This is a genomic window from Xanthomonas sp. NCPPB 1325 (assembly GCF_041477645.2).
Classification (GTDB): Bacteria; Pseudomonadota; Gammaproteobacteria; order Xanthomonadales; family Xanthomonadaceae; genus Xanthomonas; species Xanthomonas cannabis.
Genome location: NZ_CM192985.1, coordinates 1,182,415 through 1,204,441 on the forward strand (window position 1 = coordinate 1,182,415; position 22,027 = coordinate 1,204,441).

The following is a 22,027-nucleotide window of genomic DNA, read 5'->3' on the forward strand; positions in this document are numbered from 1 at the left end:
ACGCGCACGGCCTAGCTACAGTCGGCGCATGACCTCGGTTGCGCACCCACCCAAGCCCCCCTTGCTGCTGCTCTGCGGCCTGCTCTGCGATGCCGCGATCTGGCAGCCGCAGCGCGAGGCTCTGGGGGAACTGGCCAAGGTGCAGGTGCTGGACTTTCCCGGTTTCGACAGCATCGTGCAGATGGCCACCCACGTGCTGGCCGGTGCACCGCCGCAGTTCGCGCTGGCCGGGCACTCGATGGGCGGACGCGTCGCGCTGGAGATCATGCGCCAGGCACCCGAGCGCGTGACCCGGCTGGCATTGCTCGATACCGGCATCGCCCCACGTCGCGAGGGCGAGCGCGAAGAGCGACAAGCGCTGGTGGACCTGGCCCGCACCCAGGGCATGCAGGCGCTGGCGTCGGCCTGGTTGCCGCCGATGCTGCACCCGGACCGTGTCGACGATGCCGCGTTGATGGAGCGCCTGACGGCGATGGTGCAGCGTCAAAGCCCGCAGGGGTTCGCCGGCCAGATCACGGCCCTGCTGGAGCGCCCCGATGCCGCGCCGGTGCTGGCACGGATCCGCTGCCCCACCTTGCTGGGTGTCGGGCGCCAGGACGCCTGGAGCCCGTTGGCCCGGCACCAGGACATGGCGCGGCACATCCCGCAGGCGCGCCTGGTGGTGTTCGAAGACAGCGGGCACATGGCGCCGGTGGAGGCGCCGGCGGCGGTGACCGCCGCCCTGCGCGACTGGCTGCAGGCCGCGTGATGGCCAGCAGGCCACGCCACCGGCGGTGACGCAGCGGTCGCTGGCGACGCCGATCGGTTTTGCTGAAATCCAAGGAGGCTGCATGCACGACGAGGCATCGACCATCATTGCCTGCGAGCAACTGATCCGCAGGTTCGCGCTGTACAACGACCGTCACGATCACGAGGCGCTTGCTGCGTTGTTCACCGACGACGGCGTGTTCGCACGGCCCAGCGCACCCGATGCACCGGTGCGTGGGCGCGAGGCCATCCTGCAGGCATTTCGTGCGCGTCCGCCGCGCACCACCTGCCACCTGATGCTCAATACCCTGGTCAGCGTTCAATCGTCGACCCTGGCGCACGCGCACAGCAATGTGCTGCTTTACACCGCCAGCCAGACCTCTGCGCCACCACCGTTCGCCGCGCAGTCACCGGCCTTGCTCGGCAGTTTCGACGATGTGCTGGTCTTCGAGCAGAAGCGTTGGCTGTTCAAGCAGCGGCTCGGTGCGTTGCTGCTGCAGATCGGTTCCTGAGCCGCCATCGCTAACGCGCAAGAAGCGTTGCAGCCGCCATCGGCGTGCAGCGCTGTCGTATCGCTTTCTCCCCCACGCCGCGCCCGCTGTCACCCACCTGTCCGCACCGGAGATTCGCCTAGTGGAACGCGTCCGTTTGTCTGCTCATTGTCGTTCGGTGTTGCTGCGCGCCCTGTCGCGTCGGCAACGGTCATGGATTGTCGGCGCCACACTCGCTGCGGTGTTGCCGGGTACGGTGATGGCGCAGGCCGTACCGGAAACGGCGGCACCGCCGCAGGGCATCAATGTGGGGGGCACCAGTTTCATGGACGGGTTTGGCTCGCTGACGCCCGGCTGGACCGTCATCGAATACCTGCGCCATTACCACTTCAATTCGATCCGGAACGCCAGCGGCGATGATTCGCCGGCCTTTCGCGACCCGCAAGTAGACGTCAGCGTGCTGTTGACCCAGATGATCTATGTCACGCCCTATACCTGGAAGGGAAGTTCGTTGAGCTTCAATGCCATCGTGCCGTTGGTCAATTACGACACCGCATTTGCCGCAGACAGCCCCGTGCAGCTGAGCAGCAATGGGTTCGGCATGGGCGATATCTCTTTCGGGCCTGCCTTGCAGATGCCGCCGGTCATGCGCGACGGGCGCGTGTTCTTCTTCCAGCGCTTTGCGATCGACGCCTTTGCGCCGGTCGGCAAGTTCGATCGTGATACCGCGATCAACCAGAGCACCGGGTTCTGGTCGGTGGCCCCGCACTGGGCATTCACCGTGCAACCCAGCGATCGCTGGGAAATCAGCGGGCGCCTGAATTATCTGTACAACTTCCGGACCAGCCGCGCCGGCGGCGTGCCGCCGATTCCCGGCTTCCGCTTCCGCAACGGGCAGGCGGGCGACCTGGTCTGGCTCAACTTCGCCACCTCGCTGAAGCTCAACGAGCAGTGGCGGGTGGGGATCAATGGCTACTACCTGCAGCAGTTGAAGGACAACCGCACCAACGACCAGCGCGTGCCGGACAGCAAACGCAGGCAGTTCTATATCGGCCCCGGTCTGTCCTGGCACATGAACGAAAAGAACCTGTTCAACTTCAATGTGTACCTGCCGGTGGATGTGGAAAATTCGGTCGCCGGCAATAACTTCAATCTGATGTTCGTGCATTCGTTATAGGCATCCAACGCCGCCATGCGCAGCGCCTGCGACGGGGCGCTGCGTGTGGCGGGTTAACTGCCGTTGCCACCTGCACGAGCGGGCAGCAAGCTGGTCGCTCAATGGGTGCCGCGTGGCGCGTCTGCGGTGTTGGCGCAGGTGCGTCGTGCTCAGCGCCGGGGCGCGGTAGTCACATTCCCATGCTGTGGCGTTGCGTATGCGCATGTTCGCGGAACAGCAGTTCCGCACGTGCTCCGTCGCGTTGTTCGATCGCCGAGACGATCGCCCCATGTTGGCGGTGCCCGTAATACAGATCGTCGTAGGCCACGGTGGCCGAGCGCTGGCCGAACACCACGTGGCTGGGGCTGACGAACGGCACCACCGTGCAGCGGTCCACGGTTTCGGTGAGGATGGGCTTGTTGGCCGCCACCACGATGGTGCGATGGAAGCGGGCATTCATCGCGGCATAGGCCTGCTCGTCACCGGCATCGAGGCTGCGCTTGGCGAACAGGCGGTCGCCTTCGCCAAGACAGCCGTGCAGGGTGGCGAGTACCTCGGCCGACGCGCCTTGCTCGGCCAGCGTGCGCGCCGCCAAACCTTCCATCAGCGCGCGCACGGCCAGGGCATCCAGGCTTTCCTGCTGGCTGAAGCGGCGCACCGCATAGCCGCGGTTGCCTGTCTGTGCCAGCAGGCCTTCCTGGCACAGCGCCGGCAGGGCCTGGCGGATGGGCGTGCGCGAGATCGCCAGGCGTTCGGCCAGGGCCGCTTCGGTGATGCGTTCGCCCGGGGCAAAGGTGCCGCACAGGATCAATTCGCGTAGCTGCTGGACCGCTTGCAATCGATGGTTGTTCGCCATTGGCTCCATTCTCTCGCGCCGTACCGCAGCGCACGTCCTTGGAAGGGGAAAACTCGCAAATGCGTGTATAAAAACCTTGCGGACGAGATCGCTTGATGGCAATTTGGATCCCAAGGATACCTTTTTGGCAATCCGGAGTGCTCGATCGTCCCTGTTGGGATCCATTGCATCGCCGGTCCCGACCCAATCAATGACGCGCGCCCGGCCTTCCTCGGCAGCGCCGCGTCGCAGGAGCGCAGCATGGCAAGCATCATCGGCGGCATCGGAACCTCGCACGTTCCCACCATCGGGGTGGCCTACGACAAGGGCAAACAACAGGATCCGATATGGAAACCGTTGTTCGACGGCTACGCGCCGGTCGCCGAGTGGTTGGCCCGGCAACGGGCCGACGTGCTGGTGTTCTTCTACAACGATCACTGCACCACGTTCTTTTTCGATCTGTACCCGACCTTCGCGTTGGGCGTGGGCGAACGTTTCCCGGTGGCCGACGAGGGAGCAGGCTTGCGCAACCTGCCGCCGATTCGCGGCGATGTGCAGCTGCAAGCGCATATCGCCGAGTGCCTGGTCAACGACGAATTCGACCTGACCGTGTTCCAGGACAAGCCCATCGACCATGGCTGCGCGGCACCCTTGCCGCTGCTATGGCCGCATGTGCCCGACTGGCCCGGCACGGTGGTGCCCATCGCGATCAACGTGCTGCAGTACCCGCTGCCGACCGCGCGCCGCTGCTACCGGCTGGGTCAGGCGGTGCGGCGTGCCATCGAGTCGTATCCGGAAGATCTCAGGGTGGTGGTGGTCGGCACCGGCGGCTTGTCGCACCAGATCCATGGCGAGCGCACCGGCTTCAACAACACCGAGTGGGACATGGAGTTTCTGGACCGCTTCCAGCATGCCCCCGAGACCCTGACCGACCTGACCCACACCGATTACGTGCGCCTGGGCGGGGCCGAGAGCGTGGAGCAGATCATGTGGCTGGCCATGCGTGGCGCGCTGGAGGGTCCGATCCGCAAGTTGCATCAGAACTACTACCTGATGACCACCACCGCGATGACCGTGGTGGTGTACGAGCCGGGCGAAGAGGCGGCCGATGCGCCGCGTTCGGCAGAGCTGTTGGCGCGTACCGCCAACGCGGCATGAGGGCCTGCACATGAATCCGCAAGTCAACGGCATGGACAAGATCGACGGGACCTATCTGTTCGATCTGCGCACCAGCAACCGCGCGCTGCGCCTGAATCGCTTCTTCTGGCAGATGATCCGCGCGCCGTGGCGCGACCGCTTCTTGCAGGATGCAGAAGTGCTGATGCAGGAGGCCGGGCTCACCGAGCAGGAGAAGGCGCTGATCCGCGCGCGCGACTGGCTTGGCCTGGTGCAGTACGGCGCCAATTTTTTCGTCATCGAAAAGTTCGCCCGTGTGGTGCGCATGACCAATCTGCAGGTCTACGCCATCATGCGCGGCGAATCGTTCGAAGCGTTCATGCAGACCCGGCGGGTGCCCGAGGCGCGCTGAACTGCGCGCCTCGGGCATCTGCCGGGTGCTGTCACCCGACTTCCCAACGTAAGGCCCACCCCCCATGACCATGTCCTCCGTGTTCTTCGAACACCGCATTAAGGTCCGGCATCTACGTGTCATCGAGGCGCTGGACCGGCAAAAAAGCCTGCTCCGCGCCTCGCGCGTCTTGAATGTGACCCAACCTGCGCTCACGCGTGCCCTGCAGGAGATCGAAGAGATCGTCGGGGCACCGCTGTTCGAACGTCACTCACGCGGCGTGCGCCCCAACGCCATGGGCGAGGTGCTGGTGCAGACCGCGCATGTGGTGCTGGGCCAGTTGCGCCGCGCCCAGGACACGTTCGAGGGTCTGCTGCAGGACGACGCGCTCACGATCACCGTGGGCGCCCTGCCGGTGGCGGCAAGCGGCCTGTTGCCGGCCGTGCTGGCGGCGCTCTACCGCGCCGAGCCCACGCTGCGGGTGCGGCTGTTGCATGGCCGTACCGACGAGCTGCTGCCCAAGCTGGCCGGCAACGAAGTCGATCTGGTCGTGGGCCGGCTCTATCCGCTGGCACGCTACGACGCACTGGTCCGCAAGGTGCTGTACCAGGATCCGATCGCGCTGGTGGCGCGCAGCGACCACCCCCTGTTCGCGAATGGCCCGGTACGCATTGCCGAAGCCGCGGCATATCGCCAGGTGCTGCCGACGCTGAGCCAGCACGTGGAGCGTGACGTGGCGCAGGTCATGCGCGAGCATGGGCTGGCCACGCGCGACCAGCTGCGTTCCAGCTCGGCCAGCTTCACCCGCGAGATTCTGCTCGGCACCGACAGCATCGCGGTGATGCCGAGCATGATGGTGGCCGGCGACATCGCCCGTGGCGAGTTGCGTGCTTTCCAGCTGCAGCAGCCGTCGCAGGCGCGTGCAGGTGGGGTGATCTACCGCGACAACAATGCCATTCTCAAGCCGGGCGTGCGCCTGCTGATGCGCGAGCTGGAGCACCAGTTGGCGCTCATGGCCGAGCAGGGCGCGGTGTGGGTGGACGACCATGTCGGCGAAGACGACATCCTGCTGGATGCGTCCGCGTAAGCGATGGCGTGCCTGTCTGCTCGTGCTGCAGTGAAAGGCACGATGCAGGCGGTCTGAGTAATGCACATCGGGCAGCCAAGGCTGCCCGATGTGCGTATTGGGACAGTGGTGCCTACGACGGTGTCTTCAGCACTCGCCCTGCGCGTGCGTTGGATGTAGGGCGAGTGCAGCGTGCTGGAGTCAGGGACGCGCAGCGACACACACACGCTGCCGAGGCCAATCGGCGGGCACGTCGCCGCCGGGCAACGTGTCCGCCCAAGAGCGGCCAACAGAACGTAGCGAGCGGTCGTCAGGTGGGTGCGGACGGCGCGGAGGAACCGGCGTGTACGCGTGGTACATGCGGGTTCCGGACACCGGCCGCGCAGCCGTTTTGTCAGCTGCTCTGCGTCCGACGTGCATCAGCAGACGCTACGCGTCGTTCGCAAGCGCATCCTTCAGGCGCGCCTTCTGCAGTTTGCCTGTCGCCGTGCGTGGCAACGCTTCCACCACGCGTAGATGCTTTGGCACCTTGTACTTGGCCAGGCGCTCGATCAGGTAGCTGCGGATCTGCTCTAGATCCGGGTCCTCGGCGGCTGGCACGATCGCCAGATACCCCACCTCGCCCCATTGCGGGTCGGCCATGCCCACCACCGCGCATTCGCGGATCTGCGGGTGATCCGCGAGCACGGCTTCGATCTCCGCGGGGTAGACGTTCTCGCCGCCGGAAATGAACATGTCCTTCTTGCGGTCCACCACAAAGAAGAAGCCATCGGCATCGCGCTTGACGATATCGCCGGTACGGAACCAGCCCTGCGCATCGCGCATCTCCGCAGTGGCCTTGGGGTCGCGCCAATAGCCGGGGCTGAGATTGGGCCCGCGCAACAACAGCTCGCCGGGAACACCTGTCGGGCAATCGTTGCCGTCGCCATCGACGATGCGGGTCTGCACCGTCGGCGAGCAGATGCCGGCCGCGCCCAGCTTGTTGCGAATGACCTCGCAATCGACCGACATGCCGAACACCGTGCCGGCCTCGCTCATGCCGAAGCCGCAAACCATGGGAATGCCGTCGTCCACCCAGCCCAGCAGGTCGTCGCTGGCGTGTGGCGCGCCGCCGCTGACCAGGGCAGTGAGGTGACGCAGCGCTGCGGGGTCGAAACCCGGTTGAGCGCGGAAGGCCTGCATCATCTGCGGCACACCGACGTAGTGGGTGATGCCCAGCGCCGGATTGCCGAGCCAGCCCAGCGTGCGCTGCGGCTCGAAACCGCTGGAGACCTGGATCGACCCGCCCACCGCCAGTGCCGGCCGCACATTGGTGGCCAGGCCGATGATGTGGAACATCGGTGCTTCGCACAGGAAGCTGCTGCCTGCATCCACGCGGGTGGTGACGCCGAAGTTGTGCGCCACCTGCTGCAGGTTCTGCTCGCTCAGCATCACGCCCTTGGGCTGGCCGGACGTGCCCGAGGTGAACAGGATCAGGCTGACGCGGTCCGGCGGAATGTAGGACGTCTCGGCCGGCGCGAGGCCCTTGGCGGTCTCGATGAAGTCCGTCAGCGCTTCGACATGCGCGCGCCCGGTGGCGACATCATCGCCCAGCAGCAAGCGCGGCTCGGCGCGTTGCAGCAGGGCATCCAGCTCGGTGGCGCTCAGGCGCCAGTTGAGCGGCACGTAGATGGCGCCCACGCGTCCGCAGGCGAAGTGCAGCGCCACCTGCCAGACCGAGTTGCGCGCGAGCACGGCGAGCCGTTCGCCGTCGATGCAGCCGCGCGCCTGCAGCAGGGCGGCGAGGCGGCCGATCAGCTCGTCCAGTTCGGCGTAGGTCCATTGCTGATCCAGCAACAGGTCGCGCGCGGCGAGGCGTTGCGGTGTGAGGCGGGCATGGAAGGAAATCGAGTCAGTCGGCATGGTCATGGCGCTGTCTTCCGAATGCGGTTTGGGGGAGTGGCTGGCGTGAGTGCGACGGCAACGGCAGAAGGTTCACGCGCACGCCCGATGACGCAGCGGGCATTCACCAGCGATGGCGTGAACCGGTTGCAGGAGAGCGGCAGGGCCGCAGCGTTAGCGCCGCGAGGCGGGCGCGCACCGCTGGCCGGTACGCGCTCGGGTGGTGCCCGGCTAGCTGAGATAGACGGTTTTGGTTTCGAGGAAGGCGTGCAGCCCTTCGATGCCGCCTTCGCGGCCGACGCCGGAGTGCTTGAAGCCGCCGAACGGCATGTCGATGTCTACCCACATGCCGTTGATCGAGTGGCTGCCGCTGCGCACGCGGCGTGCGATGCGGTACGCGCGGTCGGCATCCTCGCTGTAGACGGTGCCGTGCAGGCCGTAATCGCTGGCATTGACCTTGGCGACCAGGTCGGCCTCGTCGTGGTAGTCGATGAAGCTGACCACCGGGCCAAAGATTTCCTCGCGTGCGATGGTCATGTCGGGCGTGACATTGGCGAACACCGTCGGTTCGAGGAAAAACCCGCGCGGCAGATGCGCTGGCCGGTTGCCGCCCATCACCAGCTGCGCGCCCTCGGCGCTGCCTTGCGCAATGTAGGACTGCACGCGTTCCAGCTGCCGGCCGAGCGCCAACGGGCCCATGCCGGTGTCGGCGGCGAACGGGTCGCCGAGCTTGAGTGCGCCCAGGGCCGCGCAATACGCCTGCAGGATTTCCTCGCGCCGTTGCGCCGGGACCAGCACCCGGGTCAGCGAGAAACACACCTGGCCGGTGATCGGCATGGAATAGGGCACCAGGCTGGGCAGCACCTTGGTGAGGTCGGCATCCTCGAGCACGATGGCGGCCGACTTGCCGCCCAGCTCCAGGCCGACCCGGGCCAGCCGTTCGGCGCAGGCCACACCGATCAGCCGCCCCGCCTGGGTGGAGCCGGTGAAGCTCACCTTGTCGACGAGCGGATGGCGGATCAGCTGTTCGCCAACGTCGCGACCGGCCGGCAACAGGTTGAACACGCCATCGGGCACACCGGCGGCGCTGATGCATTCGGCCAGGATGTAGGCATCGATCGGGGTTTCCGGCGATGGCTTGGCCACCACTGTGCAACCGGCGGCCAACGCGGCGGCGACCTTGTAACAGAGCAGCACCAGCGGCGCATTCCAGGGCGTGATGGCAGCGACCACGCCAACCGGTTCCTGCACCACATGCACGCGGCCGCCGTTGGCACGTGCGCGCGGTTCGACGAACGGGTGGGTGGTGATCAACTCGCCGTAATAGTCGAACAGCCCCGGCGCCTGCTGCGAGGCGCGGCGGCTGAAACCGATGGTGGCGCCGACCTGGCCGGTCCAGGCCTCGGCCAGTTCCGGCAGGCGGGCACGCAACTGGTCGGCAACCCGCTTGAGCACCGCGCCGCGTTCGGGCGGCGACAGCTGCGGCCACGGGCCGGTATCGAAGGCGGCACGCGCCGCGGCCACGGCGGCCTCGGTATCTGCGTGCGAGGGTTCGGTGTAGCGCAGTAGGCGCTCTTCGTTGTGCGGGGCGACCACGTCGACATGCCGGTCGCCGCTGCTCGCGCGCCACTGGCCATCGATGAACAGGCCCAGGGGCCCACGCGCGGCGATTCCGCGCAGCGTTGCGGATAAGGCTTCCATACTCCCTCCTCGGTGCAGAAAACCACTGGCGGCGCCAGCGATGCGTGGCGTGCACGCAGCGCTGCAGGTGCCGTTGGACGTGCTCAGGTGCTCTTTTTGGTCAGGTCGTATTCGCCCAGGCCGGGCTTGTAGCTCTTCTCGTCGATGAACTGACGGATGCCTTCCTTGCGCGCGTTGTTGTCGAAGGAATTGGCCGCTTCCTGCATGCGCACCAGATAGTCCTCGGCTTCGTCGTAGGTCATGGTGCCCACGCGACGCACCGCATCCTTGGCGTATTTCAGCGCCACCGGGTTCTTGCGCAGCAGCAGCTCGGCCACTTCGCGGGTGCGCGCTTCCAGGTGCTCCAGCGGCACGCTTTCGTTGACCAGGCGCCACTCGGCGGCCTTCTTGCCATCCACCATTTCGCCGGTCAGGGTCATCCACATCGCATCGCGCATGGACAGCAATTCCACCGCCACCTTGGTCACCCCGCCGCCGGGCAGGATGCCCCAGTTGATTTCCGACAGGCCGAACTGCGCCTCGTCGGCGGCAATGGCCAGGTCGCACGCAAACAACGGGCCGAAGCCACCGCCGAAGCACCAGCCGTTGACCATCGCGATGGTCGGCTTCTGATACCAGCGCAGGCGCCGGAACCAGCCATAGGATTCGCGTTGCGAACGGCGCACGCCACGCAGGCCCTGCGCTTCGGTTTCGCGGAAGTATTCCTTCAGATCCATGCCGGCCGACCAGGCGGTGCCTTCGCCGCCGAGCACCAGCACGCCGACGTTGTCGTCGAACTCCAGCTCGTCCAGCACATCCATCATGCGGCGGTTGAGCGCCGGGCTCATCGCGTTGCGCTTGTCAGGGCGGGCGAACTTCACCCAGGCAATGCGGTTTTCGATGCGAACCGATACCACGTCATGCTCGTTCAAGCGGCGTCTCCTTCAAGTCGGGGGCTGCGGGGATCAGAAGTCTTCGGCCAGCGCGGGGTCCGGCGCGGTCGTCCGTTCCAGCGTGGCGCTGGCGTTCAATTTGCATAGCAGGCGCAGCAGGGTCTGCTGCTCGCTGGCCAGCAGGCCGGCGCAGGTGCGTTCGACGGCGCGCGCAAGGCAGCCCTGCGCCACTTCCAGCGTGCGCTGGCCGTGCTCGGTCAGGTACAGGCCCTTGCTGCGGCGGTCGCGGCCGGCCAGGCGTTCGATCAGGCCCTGCTCGGCCAGCGCATTGGCGATCTTCATGCCGGCGGCGCGGTTGACCAACAGGCGATTGCCGAGTTCGGTCTGGTCGCAGCCGGGCTGGTCGCGGATATGAATCAACGCGGTGACACGCGCCGGTGTCAGGTGCAGTTCGGCCAGCTCCTGGCGCGCAGCGTGGCTGGAGGCCAGGGTGGCCAGTTGCAGTTGGTAGCCGAGGTCGGCGGCAAGTGCCAGGCGAGCGGTCATCGATCCATCCAAATTGTATCCGTTAAATACAATCTAGCCGAGCGAAGCGAGCGCTGCAAGGGGGTGGTGTGTCAAAAACGAAAGGCCGGCGCGCGCCTGCGTAGCACCGGCGCGCGTGGCTGCCATGCGGATGTGCGTCAGGGCTACTGGATCAGCCAGCCGGCCAGCTGTTCGCGGGTGAGATAGCCGCTGTGACGGCTATCCAGCGCATCGAATTCGTCGGCCAGTGCGGGGTTGGCCTGGGCTTCGGTGCGACTGATGCGGCCATCGCCGTCCACGTCCATCGCCTGGAAATCGATGCGGTAGCTGCCCGCCACGCTGCTGGGCTGGATCGAGCGCACGATCACGCTGGATTCGCCGCGCGGGCGCTCCAGCTGGGTCTGATGGGTGACCTCGCCGCTGGCCAGCGGCTGGGTGCGGATGACGTTGGGTACCTCGATCAGCGGCATGCTGCTGGCTGGTGAGGGTGCTTGCTGCGCGGGCGCGGCGCCGCACGCGAGCAGCATGGCAATGAGGGTGGCACTACGGCTGGTGGTCATCAGATCCCCCTGATGCGGAACAGCCGCTAAGGATAGTGGGTGTCGAGCCGATTGCGGTGGGCACCGCTTGCACGCTGGCCGCTGCGCGCCACGCGGGCGACCGCCAGCGTGCAGGGCAACGGCGTGTCGCCGCTGCCCTGCACGTCGCTCAGCCGGGAATGAAGGGAAACACGATCTTGAGCAACCCCTTCAGTCCGCCCTCGGCGGTGCTGGCCACGGCCTTGGCGCCCAGGCTGTTGAGTGCGCGGCGCACATCGTCCCAACGCAGCTGGGCGATGTCTTTTTTCAGCAGGTCCGCCACTTCTTCGGCGGTGGGGGTGAGCTTTTGCAGCGCGCGGATGGCCGCCTGCGGGTCCTGCTGCAGATAGCCCCAGCGTTCGGCAATCTTCAACAGCGTGTCGAAACGCACCGCCACCACTTCGCGATTGCGTTCGTACACCGGCAATGCGCCAACGTCGAGGATTGCCTGCTCGAACTGTTGCGCATCGTCGGGGTGTTCGATGCGCACTGCCAGGAAGCCTTCCTTGCGGCTGCGTTCGCTGACGTGCTTGGCACCCGAGCGCAGGTTGTCCTCGGTCAGCACGTTGGCCACGATGCGCTGCATGGCGGCGTCGCCTTCCTCGGGCACCAGCGCACGCCAGCGCGCATAGCCATCGCGACGCAGGGCCTTGACCTTGGCCGAGGTGACCCGCAACTGCAGTGCGACCACGGCATTGGCGCTGTTGCGCGAGATGGCGCCATCGCGTTCGAGCAGCACGAAGATCAACAATTCCAGGTCGCGCTTGGTCAATGACTGAAACCCCTGCAACAGGGTCAGTCGCAGGAATTCGCTGCCGAAGGCGGCTGCGTCCTTGAGTTCGATCGGTTGCATGGGGAGTCCTCCGCGGGTGACCTGCACAATGCCAGCACCCGGTTGCGCGGGCTGAGAACCGATGCGACGCGCACAGCAGTTTCAATGTCCGGTTTCGCGCCCGGGGCGGTCGGATCTGAACGTTTCAACTGCGCCGCGATCCTGCAGTGTCACAAAGACCTGTTTGCCGTCGCTGCCGCCGAAGGCGACGTTGCTGGCCTTGCGCCCCTTCAGCGCAACCGTGCGCAGCAGCCTGCCCGTTGGCGACACCACGGCGATCTGCCCCGCATCGTAGCGGGCGATGTACAGATTGCCATCGGCATCGCAGCGCATGCCATCCATGCCGAAATCGGGGAACGCGATCAGCAGGCGCTTGTTGCGCAGGCTGCCGTCATCGCGACGGTCATACACCCACACCTTGCGCGACATGCTTTCGTTGACGTAGAGACGCTTGCCGTCCGGGCTGACGTCCAGTCCGTTGGGGGTGGTCATGCCGGATTCCAGCAGCCGCACTGCGCCGTCGCGCCCGATGCCCCACAAGCGCCCGCTGTTGTCCTTCCAGTTCGGGTCGCTGGCGTAGAAGCTGCCGTCCGGTGCAAGCGCCAGATCGTTGGGACCATCGGCGTCGGGCAACGCAGCGAACGTGGTCACGGCACGGGTCTGCATGTTCACCTGCAGCAGTTTGTGGCCGGTGTAATCGGCCACGTACATCGCCCCATCGCGAAAGCGGATGCCGTTGCCGGTGCTGCCTGCCGGCAAGGTGACGAACACCTGCGCGTTGGCACTGCCGTCCGGCTGCAGGGTGATGCGTGCGATGGTGCCATCCTTGCCCAGGTTCACGGCGTAGAGCGCGCCATCCGGGCCGGTGGCCGGGCCTTCTGCGTTATGCGTGAAGACGCCATCGCCGATCAGATCACGCGCAACGAAGGGCGCGTCGGCCGCGGCAGCGAGCGGACTGGACAACAACAACGCCAACGTCAGGTAGCGGGCGCGTGCAATAGCCATCATGCGGAATGCTCCAGGCGGGATCGTGCGCAGTGTGCCAGAACGTGCAGCGCGACCATGGCGGTACTCACGCGCGATCAAGTAAGGTGCGCGGGCGGTACCGAACCAGTGCAAGGTGCAGGCGGCAGCTTCTGCTCCGGCAGGCGATGGCGTGGTGCATACGCGTTTTGCATGCCGCATGACATCGCGGTGTCACCGCTGCCCGCCTGACGTCGCTTGCCAGTGCTGGTCGCCATTCTCACTTGAAGGAGGTTTGCATGTCCGTGGAATCCTTGACACGTCGCCGCTTGCTCGCCGCCTTCGGCAGTGCCGGCATCCTGCTGGGCACGCCGGCCTGGGCGCTGCCCAAAAAGAAGCCGGGAAAGCCGCTCAATGTCGCCCTGGCCGGTCTCGGCAGTTATGCCAGCGAACAACTCGCGCCGGGTCTGGCCTTGACCAAGCACTGCAAGCTGGCCGGCATCGTCACCGGCACGCCGTCGAAGATTCCGCAATGGCAATCCAAGTACGGTATCGCCGATCGCAATGTCTACAGCTACGAGAACTTCGACAAGATTGCCGATAACGACGATATCGACGTGGTGTACATCGTCACCCCGACCCATCTGCACGCGCCGCTGACCCTGCGCGCAGCGGCAGCCGGCAAGCACGTGTGGTGCGAAAAGCCGATGGCGATGCACGCCGGCGAATGCGAGGCGATGATTGCCGCCTGCAAGCGCAACAAGGTGGCGCTGACGATCGGCTACCGCATGCAGCACGAGCCCAACACGCGGCGGCTGATTGCGATGGCCAGCGAGAAGCCGTTCGGCGCCATGCAGCGCGTGCGTGCCGAGGCCGGTTACAACGGATATCGCGATACGACCAAGGCCGATCGCCCATGGCGGTTGCGCTCGGAATTCGGCGGCGGCGCGATGTACGACATGGGCGTGTATCCACTCAATGCCGCACGCTACACCGTGGGTGCCGAGCCGCTGGCAGTCACCGCCAAGCGCTGGACCGACCGTCCCGAACTGTTCGATGAAGTGGACGAACATATGGATTTCACGCTGGAATTCCCCAATGCCGTGCGTGCGGCGTGCAAGACCAGTTTCGGTGCCAACATGAACGTGCTGCGTGCCGACTGCGAGCGCGGCTGGTACGAACTGTCGCCGTTCCAGAGCTACCAAGGCGTCACCGGCAAGGCCAGCGATGGCCGTGTGTTCGATGCCAAGGTGCCGCACCAGCAGGCCTTGCAGATGGACGAAGACGCATTGGCCATCATGAATGGCACGCCGCTGCGCGCGCCCGGCGAAGAAGGCCTGCGCGATATCCGCATTGTCGATGCGATCTACCGATCTGCTCGCGAAGGCAGCAAGCGCATCGTGCTGTAAATGAGCCAGCTCCGGCGGCCGACTGCCGCCGGGGCAACCGCAATAGCGGCAGCGGCAGCGGCTCAGGGCCGCTGGGCATGGCAGCACACAGCGGCAACCGACAGCGGAATCTGGGGCGAGCAAGCGGCCAACGAAACGCAGTGCATCATGCTCGCACAATCAACGCTCGACAGCGGCGCGCAGCACGCCAGCGGCAGGCAGCGCCCACAGGTCGCAGAAACGTCGATGCAGTGAGTGGCAGTGAGTGACGGACAAGCGTCATCAACGCGCGGGACCAACCATCTCCAGAATTCCCGCTCCACGTCTTGGGTGCGCTTCAGACGCTCATCGCTTCGCTGTGCAGGAGTTGTTCAAACGCTCAGTGAGCTGCGCGCGGTCGTCGAGGGAATGGACGGCGGCACATACAGACAGGGCGCCAACCAACCGCTTTTACGATTCCCCATTCCCCATTCCCCATTCCCCATTCCCCATTCCCAGCCTCAATCCCGCATCGCCAGCACCGTGATCTCTTCGCGATCGTGATACAGCTGCTTGGCCCGCACGGTCAGCGACTTTTCGGCCTGCTGCTCGAATAGATCCAGGCACAGGCGGGTTTCGTCCCAGCGTTTTTTCATCGGCAGCTTGAGGTTGAACAGGGTGTGGCGACACCAGCCTTCACGCACCCAGGTGGCCATGCGCTCGGCGACGCGGCGCGGTTGCTCGACCATGTCGCAGACCATCCAGTCCAGCGCCTGTGCCGGTTTCCAGTGGAAGCCATCGGCGCGCAGGTGCTCGACCAGGCCGGTGTCCAGCACGTGCTCGCGCAGCGGGCCGTTGTCCACGCTGGTGACATGCAGATGCTGGCGGGTGAGCACCCAGGTCCAGCCGCCGGGCGCGGCGCCAAGATCGGCAGCGCGCATGCCGGGCTTGACCAGGCGTTCGCGCTCGTCGGGCGTCAGCAAGGTGAGCAGTGCTTCGTCCAGTTTGAGCGCCGAACGCGACGGTGCGTCGGGCAGCAATTTGAGCCGCGGAATGCCCAGAGGCCAGGGCGCGCTGTCGTCGGCATCGGCCACCGCCAGCAATGCGTGGTCGCCATCGAGGAAGCACACGTGCAAGCGTGGCAGGCGCGGCTGCGGCTTGTCGGTGAGCAGGCCGGCCTTACGCAGGGCCGGGCGTAACGCATTGCCAAAGCTGCGCGCCAGGCCTGCCAGCGGTTTGCCTGCATCCGAATCCGGATGCTCCACCCACAGGTCGCCGAAGCGCGGTTGCCCGTGCAGTGCGGCCAGGATCGGGGTGATGCGATCGGTTGGGTCGATGCCCTTGAGTTCGGCCAGGACGACCAACTTCTGCCGCGCGAAGATCAGCTCGCGCCACTGCAACCTGGCGGCCAGTTGCGCGGCTTCATCGCAGACGAACACCACATAGCCATCGTTGCGCTGCGTGCGCGCATAGCCGGCGATGCCGACGAACGCGGCGCGCGCGCTCAGTTCTGCGGCCAGTTCCGGCTCGAAACCCTGGCGGCAGTAACACAGCAGCCCGCTCATCGCAGCGCTCGCAGGGAGAGGTCAATAATGGTCACCGCCGCCCTCGCCGTAACTGCGCAGCACCGCGCACGCCTGCTCGCGCTGTACGTCGCGCACCACATCGATGCCGCGGCGGGTGAGCTCGCCCACCCAGTCGGCGGGCAGCGGGCCTTCGTCGAATTCAGTCAGGGCCATCACGTCTTCGGCGCGGGCGCCGATCAGCAGCCGGTCGATGCCCGCCCATACCGTGGCGCCGTAGCACTGGCAGCACGGTTGCGCGGAGGTCGCCAGGGTGATGGGCGACAGCACATCGTTCAGGCGCGGGGTCTGCAGGCGCTGCTGCGCCAGCATGTACGCCATGTTTTCGGCGTGCGCCAGCGAGGTGGTCTGCGGCACCACACGATTCACGGCTGCGGCAATGATGTGATGGTCCGGGCCGAACACCACGGCGCCAAAGGGGCCGCCGCTGCGTGCTTCGACGTTCATCCGCGACAATGCGATCGCCAGCGCCACCTTCTCGTCGTCGCTGGGATAGGCGCGACTGGCATCCACGAAATCATGGATCCAGGCGGGCAAGGTGAGGTGGACTTGCGCGTAGAGCATCACGTGACGACCGGTAGGAGAGGGGGGAAGGGGCGGCGCAGTGTATCGGCCCGGGGGCAGCGCGCAACACCAGGAGGTGGCCGGAGATGAATGCCGTCACTGCCGGCCACGGGCTGCTGCACGCCAGGCGGCAACCAACGTACGCGATCGCTACCGGCGGCAGCCGCTTCACTGCACCCAGGGGCCCTGTCGTGGTCCTACTTGGCGGCGCACTGGCCGGAGACGCATTGGCAGCCGCTGATGTCCTGAAAACCGCACACGCTCATCATGCCGCTGGACTGGCATTGCGCCATCACACCCTTGGGGTCGGTGGCGCTGTTGACGTTGACGCAGGCCGGGAACGCCCCGCAACAGTTGCCGACGTTCTTTACCGTGCAATCGGCATCGACCTTGCACGTGGTGATGACGGTGACGGGTTTGGCGGTCGCCGCAGGTGGCGTGGCGGCCTCGGTCGGCGGTGCGGCGACACAACCGATCAACGTGAACACTACCAACAGCAACAGGCTGCTCAGATACCAGGACAAGGCACGGGACATGCGGTTGCTCCGATCAGGACAGGTGAGAGGTCATGGTAAGCCTTGGGCGCGCCCAGGGGTGCGGCCAGGCGGCCCTGGCGTTGATCGCTGCGCGTTTCGCGACTGCATGTCGCTGGCGTCAACGGGCGTTGCCGCGCGCAGTGTGACCACTGAGGCAGACGGCGTCTGGTGGGTCAGCCGGTTGGCGGGGCACCGGCGGCACCGGCTGTCGCGGTCGTGCAGAAGACCACGGGTCCCCATCCACGGCTCGCTGTACTGCAAGCGCGTGGTCAGCGCCCTCGGGTCAGTGCAGAACCGCAACGGCTGGCCAGGGCCAGTTGCTGCATGCTTTCGTCGCGGCGATCGCTGGGCAGTTCGTCGTCCGGCGGGTGCGGAACGAACAGGCACAATGCCTCGGCCGGGGTCACCGCTTGCGCGTTGTGCGGCGGCGGCGAACAGCCCGTCAGCCCGAGGGAGAGCGACAACACTGCGCCATACAGCGTCCGCGGGCTGGGGCGTGGCAGGCACATGGCGGCGTTCCAGTGGACACAGCCTGCAATCTAGGCACAGCGCCTCGACAGCGCTGGGCGTCAATTCGCTTCCGAATGCAGTGCTGCGCACCACAGCACGCCGACCAGCAGGCACGCGATCGCTGCCAGTTCCAGCGGCGTGGGCAGACGCATTTCCCAGGCAAAGCCGTACAGCAGTGCGAAGATGGTCTCGAACACGATCATCTGCCCGACCAGCGTCAACGGCAGCACGCGGCTGGCGCGGTTCCACAGGGCGTTGCCGATCACCGAGGCCAGGATGCCCAGCAACAGCGAGACGCCCCAGAAACCGGCCCAATCGATCGGCGCATGCGGCGCGCTGCCGATCAGCGCAGCCGGCGCCAGCAATGCCGCCAGTGCGCCGGTGACCACGCCGGTCAGCAGCGACCAGTCGCCGCCGGACAGATCGGGGCGGCGCCGCAACCAGCGTGCATTGACGATCGAATAGGCCGACCACGAGACCAGTGCACCGACGGCGCACAACAGGCCGGCAATACGGGTGAGACGGTCGCTCGCCTGCTGCCCCGAATCGTCCTGCACGGTGTCCAGCGCCACCAGCGTCACGCCGATGACGCACAGCACGCACGGGGCAGCGAGCCGCCGTAACTGCACCGCGCCCGCCGCCCGCGTGCCGATGACGGTCACCACCACCGGCAACAGGCCGATGATCAGCGCGGTGGCGGCGCTGCCGGCCCATTGCACCGCGCTGCCCAGCAGCACGTAATAGATCAGATTCCCCATCAGGCTCAGGCGCACCAGCGCCCACCACTCGGCGCGGCCCAGCCGGGCGGCGGTCTGGCGCGCGCGTGGTGCCAGCACCACGGCCGCCACCGCGCCGTACGACAGGTAGCGCGCCACCGCCAGTTGCAGGGACGTGAACGCCGACAACAACTGCGGTGCCAGAAACACCAGCCCCCACAGCGCGCCCGCGCCGACGCCGCAGGCAAGCCCCACCATCAAGCGCTCACGCATCGTGTTGCTCCTGTCAGTCGTGCAGCATGCAGGCCACGGCCGGGCGCAGCTCCCTGCGCGTGTGCATCAGCTCAGAACGCGACGCGTCTTGACAGCCCTGAGCGGGAGGCGCGGTGCCTGCGGCCCGTCCTTCGCATCGGTAGTCACGTGTTGCGCAGTGCAAAGGCCGCACCGGCGCCTTGATCCGGTGCGGACACCCGTTACTTGGCCCAGGTGTCGCGCAAGGTCACGCTGCGATTGAACACCGGCGAGGCTGCGCTATGGTCGCGGCGATCCGCAACGAAGTAGCCGGTGCGCTCGAACTGGAACGCCTGCTCGGGCGTTGCCTGCGCGGCGGCCGGTTCCACATACCCGCGCACGCTGCGCTTGGACTCGGGGTTGAGATAGTCGCGGTAGGTCTTGCCTTCGGATTCGTCGTCGGGCTTTTCCACCGAGAACAGACGGTCGTACAGGCGGATTTCCGCGTCCACCGCATGCACGGCGCTGACCCAATGGATGGTGCCCTTGACCTTGCGGTTGGCACCTTCCATGCCTGGGCGCGATTCCGGGTCCAGCCAGCCGCGCAGCTCGACGATGTCGCCGTCGGCGTTCTTGATCACCTCATCCACGCGCGCAATGCCGGCGCCACGCAGGCGGATCTCACCGCCCGGTACCAGCCGTTTCCAGCCCTTGGGCGGGACCTCGGCAAAATCCTCGCGCTCGATCCACAGCTCGCGGGCGAACGGCACTTCACGCGTGCCGAAGCTCTCGTCCTTGGGATGATTGGAAAACTTCAGCGTCTCGGTGTGGCCTTCGGGCAGGTTGGTCAGCACCAGCTTGAGCGGTTCGATCACCGCCATGCGGCGCGCCGCCGCTGCGTCCAGATCTTCGCGCAGGCAGCCTTCCAGCACCGAGAAATCGATCAGCGAGTTCTGCTTGCTGATACCCACCCGATCGACGAACAGGCGCATCGCCGCCGGTGTATAGCCACGACGACGCAAGCCCTGCAATGTGTACATGCGTGGGTCGTCCCAGCCGTCCACCAGCTGTTCTTCCACCAGCGCGGTGAGCTTGCGCTTGCTCATCACCGTGTAATTGATGTTGAGGCGCGAAAATTCGATCTGACGCGGCTTGCCGGCTTCGCGCGGCAGGCCTTTCTCCAGCAGCGGCTGCAGCAATTCCGGGTGACCGGCCAGGTCCACCTTGTCCACGCACCAGTCGTAGAGCGGGCGGTGGTCTTCAAATTCCAGCGTGCACAGCGAGTGGGTGATGCCTTCCACCGCATCGCCCAGCGAATGCGCAAAGTCGTACATCGGGTAGATCGGCCAGGTGTTGCCGGTGTTCTGGTGCTCCACGTGCTTGATGCGGTACAGCGCCGGATCGCGCAGGTTGATGTTGCCGCTGGCCATGTCGATCTTGGCGCGCAGCGTGCGTGCACCATCGGGGAACTCACCGGCGCGCATGCGGCCGAACAGGTCCAGGTTTTCCTCGACGCTGCGCTCGCGAAACGGCGAATTGCGGCCGGGTTCGGTCAGCGTGCCGCGGTACTCGCGCACCTGTTCTGCGGAGAGATCGCAGACGAAGGCGTGGCCGTCGCGGATCAGCTTCTGCGCGGCCAGGTAATACACCTCGAAGTAGTCCGAGGCGTGGCGCAGCTGTGCCCATTCGTAGCCCAGCCAGCGCACGTCGTCCTGGATGGCGACCACGAACTCGGGGTCTTCCTTGGCCGGGTTGGTGTCGTCCAGGCGCAGGTTGCACAGCCCGCCGAACTCGGCGGCCAGGCCGAAGTCCAGGCAGATCGCCTTGGCGTGGCCGATGTGCAGGTAGCCGTTGGGCTCGGGCGGGAAGCGGGTGCGGATGACCGTGTGCTTGCCGCTGGCCAGGTCCTCGCGAACGATCTGGCGGATGAAGTCTTTCTTCTCCGCCGGGGCGGTGGCGTCGGTGGCTGCAATCTCGGACATGCGGGGCATCGGCATTAGGTAAACCGCAAGTTTAGGCGGTGGCACCGGTTAGGGGTAGGCGGCGGGGCAGCGGGGCGCGTCGGGCCGGCAGTTCGGGTGTGTCGGCTAGCCGGTTCGTCACCGCTGCAGGCTGTGCTGGCAATGCCTGGCGTAGCCGTGGCCCGGTTTGGCACCATGCAACCCACCGGCGCATCGCGTGGTCCGCGTGCCCGGCGACCAGTGCGCGGTTGCCGCCGTCGGTGCGTCGCAACCGCATTGCGTGGCTGCGGCCGTGCAATCCTGGGCATCGGTCGACCCGGCCCTGCCCAAAGCGCCATCCCGTCGCTGCGCGCTGCAAGGCGGTTGTCCCCACGTGCGGCCGGGCGCGGCTGGCGGGCCTCGGTCGCCACGCGTACGCTGCGCCAACCCCGTTGGAGCGCCCCACCCATGTCACTGCCCCGCCTGGTGATCGGCGACAAGACCCTGTCTTCCTGGTCGTTGCGGCCGTGGCTGCTGTTGCGGCACTTCCAGGTGCCGTTCCAGGAAGTCGCGCTGCCGCTCGATACGCCGGAATTCCAGACCCGTATCGCCGGGTATTCGCCGACGCGCCAGGTGCCGGTGCTGTGGGACGACACCCTGCATGTATGGGATTCGCTGGCGATTTGCGAGTACGTCAACGAGCGTTGGCTGGATGGACGCGGCTGGCCTGCCGAGCAGGCCGGGCGTGCGCAGGCGCGCGCGGCCGCGGCGGAGATGCACTCGGGCTTTGGCGCGCTGCGCACCCAATTGCCGATGGACCTGGCCCGCACGCCCGCGCCCGCGCAGTGGGACGCCGCCGTCGAGCGCGATATCACCCGCATCCAGGCGCTGTGGGCCAGTTTGCGCGCCGAGCACGGCCACGCCGGGCCGTTCCTGTGCGGCGAGTTCGGCATCGTCGATGCGATGTACGCGCCGGTGGCGTTGCGCTTTACCAGCTATGGCGTGCCGCTGTTCGAAGCCGCCGGCGATTATCTGGCCGCACTGGATGCACTGCCGGCACTGCGCGAGTGGAAGCAGGGTGCCGAGCGCGAACGCCTGGAGCGCGGCTGACATGCAGATCGCGTATCGCGCCAGTCACATCATCGACGCGCATCTGGCCAAGCACGCGCTGGAAGATGCCGGCATCACCGCATTCGTGTTCGGCGAGTCGCTATTGGGCGGTGCCGGCGAACTGCCGGCCTTCGGCGTGCTGCAGGTCTGCGTCGCCGACCTGCACCTGAGCCAGGCGCAGGCGGTGCTGGCAGACATTGGCCTGTGCGGCGAGGTCACCCGCGCGCTGTAGCGCAGCGCCAGTTGTAGGAGCGCACCCGGGCGCGACGGGGCCGTGCCGATAAACGCCCCGTCGCGCCCGGGTGCGCTCCTACGC

23 protein-coding genes and 1 other RNA gene are annotated in these 22,027 nt (G+C 66.5%); 9 read left to right on the plus strand and 15 right to left on the minus strand.

All coding sequences use genetic code 11. The annotated features are described in order from the left end of the window. Positions 1–28 precede the first annotated feature (28 nt). The 3 genes from ACCQ10_RS04715 (at position 29) to ACCQ10_RS04725 (ending at position 2,415) form a co-directional block, all read left to right on the plus strand. Positions 29–748, plus strand: a complete 720-nt coding sequence (locus ACCQ10_RS04715) for an alpha/beta fold hydrolase (RefSeq protein WP_372362383.1) — start codon at positions 29–31, stop codon at positions 746–748. Between the two features lie 82 nt (positions 749–830). Then, positions 831–1,259, plus strand: coding sequence for a nuclear transport factor 2 family protein (locus tag ACCQ10_RS04720; RefSeq protein ID WP_372362384.1), 429 nt, complete (start codon positions 831–833; stop codon positions 1,257–1,259). A 121-nt stretch (positions 1,260–1,380) separates the two neighbouring features. Further along, a complete protein-coding gene (locus ACCQ10_RS04725; RefSeq protein WP_372362385.1) occupies positions 1,381–2,415 on the plus strand; it encodes a SphA family protein in 1,035 nt (344 codons plus the stop codon). 169 nt (positions 2,416–2,584) lie between these two features. Here the strand turns inward: ACCQ10_RS04725 and ACCQ10_RS04730 are convergent, their stop codons facing one another. Further along, the gene (locus tag ACCQ10_RS04730; protein ID WP_039413062.1) at positions 2,585–3,259 is read right to left on the minus strand and encodes a GntR family transcriptional regulator; all 675 of its coding nucleotides are present in this window, start codon (positions 3,257–3,259) and stop codon (positions 2,585–2,587) included. A 231-nt stretch (positions 3,260–3,490) separates the two neighbouring features. Between ACCQ10_RS04730 and ACCQ10_RS04735 the strand changes: the two genes are divergently transcribed. The 3 genes from ACCQ10_RS04735 to ACCQ10_RS04745 all read left to right on the plus strand — a co-directional run bounded on the left by ACCQ10_RS04735 (position 3,491) and on the right by ACCQ10_RS04745 (position 5,823). After that, positions 3,491–4,387 (plus strand): gallate dioxygenase, encoded by an 897-nt coding sequence (locus ACCQ10_RS04735; RefSeq protein WP_184552760.1) that lies wholly within the window; start codon positions 3,491–3,493, stop codon positions 4,385–4,387. Between the two features lie 10 nt (positions 4,388–4,397). Then, positions 4,398–4,757, plus strand: a complete 360-nt coding sequence (locus ACCQ10_RS04740; protein WP_372362386.1) for a protocatechuate 3,4-dioxygenase — start codon at positions 4,398–4,400, stop codon at positions 4,755–4,757. Between the two features lie 64 nt (positions 4,758–4,821). After that, on the plus strand, positions 4,822–5,823 hold the full coding sequence (locus ACCQ10_RS04745) for a LysR substrate-binding domain-containing protein (protein ID WP_039414712.1): 1,002 nt from the start codon (positions 4,822–4,824) through the stop codon (positions 5,821–5,823). A 263-nt stretch (positions 5,824–6,086) separates the two neighbouring features. Here ACCQ10_RS04745 and ACCQ10_RS04750 read toward each other — a convergent pair. From ACCQ10_RS04750 to ACCQ10_RS04785, 8 genes are all read right to left on the minus strand, one after another. Next, positions 6,087–6,162: non-coding RNA, sX9 sRNA (locus ACCQ10_RS04750), on the minus strand. A gap of 69 nt (positions 6,163–6,231) precedes the next feature. After that, positions 6,232–7,710, minus strand: a complete 1,479-nt coding sequence (locus tag ACCQ10_RS04755) for an AMP-binding protein (protein ID WP_372362387.1) — start codon at positions 7,708–7,710, stop codon at positions 6,232–6,234. Positions 7,711–7,914: 204 nt separating this feature from the next. After that, on the minus strand, positions 7,915–9,384 hold the full coding sequence (locus ACCQ10_RS04760) for an aldehyde dehydrogenase (RefSeq protein WP_372362388.1): 1,470 nt from the start codon (positions 9,382–9,384) through the stop codon (positions 7,915–7,917). Between the two features lie 83 nt (positions 9,385–9,467). After that, positions 9,468–10,295, minus strand: coding sequence for a p-hydroxycinnamoyl CoA hydratase/lyase (locus ACCQ10_RS04765; protein WP_047695330.1), 828 nt, complete (start codon positions 10,293–10,295; stop codon positions 9,468–9,470). 33 nt (positions 10,296–10,328) lie between these two features. Continuing rightward, entirely contained in the window at positions 10,329–10,802 is a 474-nt protein-coding gene (locus ACCQ10_RS04770; RefSeq protein WP_372362389.1) for a MarR family winged helix-turn-helix transcriptional regulator, read from the minus strand. A 143-nt stretch (positions 10,803–10,945) separates the two neighbouring features. Then, positions 10,946–11,341, minus strand: coding sequence for an EF-hand domain-containing protein (locus tag ACCQ10_RS04775; protein ID WP_039414727.1), 396 nt, complete (start codon positions 11,339–11,341; stop codon positions 10,946–10,948). A 148-nt stretch (positions 11,342–11,489) separates the two neighbouring features. Next, a complete protein-coding gene (locus ACCQ10_RS04780; protein WP_228314416.1) occupies positions 11,490–12,212 on the minus strand; it encodes a hypothetical protein in 723 nt (240 codons plus the stop codon). An 81-nt stretch (positions 12,213–12,293) separates the two neighbouring features. Beyond that, on the minus strand, positions 12,294–13,199 hold the full coding sequence (locus ACCQ10_RS04785) for an SMP-30/gluconolactonase/LRE family protein (protein ID WP_372362390.1): 906 nt from the start codon (positions 13,197–13,199) through the stop codon (positions 12,294–12,296). A gap of 254 nt (positions 13,200–13,453) precedes the next feature. Between ACCQ10_RS04785 and ACCQ10_RS04790 the strand changes: the two genes are divergently transcribed. Further along, complete coding sequence (locus ACCQ10_RS04790) at positions 13,454–14,563, plus strand: Gfo/Idh/MocA family protein (protein WP_372362391.1); 1,110 nt, start codon at positions 13,454–13,456, stop codon at positions 14,561–14,563. A gap of 479 nt (positions 14,564–15,042) precedes the next feature. Here ACCQ10_RS04790 and rlmM read toward each other — a convergent pair whose 3' ends face one another. The 6 genes from rlmM to ACCQ10_RS04820 all read right to left on the minus strand — a co-directional run bounded on the left by rlmM (position 15,043) and on the right by ACCQ10_RS04820 (position 20,643). Next, complete coding sequence (gene rlmM / locus ACCQ10_RS04795; protein ID WP_104580899.1) at positions 15,043–16,086, minus strand: 23S rRNA (cytidine(2498)-2'-O)-methyltransferase RlmM; 1,044 nt, start codon at positions 16,084–16,086, stop codon at positions 15,043–15,045. A 21-nt stretch (positions 16,087–16,107) separates the two neighbouring features. Continuing rightward, positions 16,108–16,668 carry a nucleoside deaminase gene (locus ACCQ10_RS04800; RefSeq protein ID WP_039409968.1) on the minus strand — a complete coding sequence of 187 codons (561 nt, stop codon included), beginning with the start codon at positions 16,666–16,668 and terminating at the stop codon, positions 16,108–16,110. Between the two features lie 197 nt (positions 16,669–16,865). Next, the gene (locus tag ACCQ10_RS04805) at positions 16,866–17,204 is read right to left on the minus strand and encodes a hypothetical protein (RefSeq protein ID WP_039410073.1); all 339 of its coding nucleotides are present in this window, start codon (positions 17,202–17,204) and stop codon (positions 16,866–16,868) included. Positions 17,205–17,473: 269 nt separating this feature from the next. Further along, the gene (locus ACCQ10_RS04810) at positions 17,474–17,713 is read right to left on the minus strand and encodes a hypothetical protein (protein ID WP_372362392.1); all 240 of its coding nucleotides are present in this window, start codon (positions 17,711–17,713) and stop codon (positions 17,474–17,476) included. 60 nt (positions 17,714–17,773) lie between these two features. Continuing rightward, a complete protein-coding gene (locus ACCQ10_RS04815) occupies positions 17,774–18,703 on the minus strand; it encodes a DMT family transporter (protein ID WP_372362393.1) in 930 nt (309 codons plus the stop codon). Positions 18,704–18,903: 200 nt separating this feature from the next. Beyond that, on the minus strand, positions 18,904–20,643 hold the full coding sequence (locus tag ACCQ10_RS04820; RefSeq protein ID WP_372362394.1) for a glutamine--tRNA ligase/YqeY domain fusion protein: 1,740 nt from the start codon (positions 20,641–20,643) through the stop codon (positions 18,904–18,906). Positions 20,644–21,069: 426 nt separating this feature from the next. Between ACCQ10_RS04820 and ACCQ10_RS04825 the strand changes: the two genes are divergently transcribed. Both ACCQ10_RS04825 and ACCQ10_RS04830 read left to right on the plus strand, forming a co-directional pair. Next, positions 21,070–21,711, plus strand: a complete 642-nt coding sequence (locus tag ACCQ10_RS04825; protein WP_372362395.1) for a glutathione S-transferase family protein — start codon at positions 21,070–21,072, stop codon at positions 21,709–21,711. Position 21,712: 1 nt separating this feature from the next. Continuing rightward, the gene (locus ACCQ10_RS04830; RefSeq protein ID WP_039409981.1) at positions 21,713–21,943 is read left to right on the plus strand and encodes a putative signal transducing protein; all 231 of its coding nucleotides are present in this window, start codon (positions 21,713–21,715) and stop codon (positions 21,941–21,943) included. Positions 21,944–22,027: the final 84 nt, after the last annotated feature.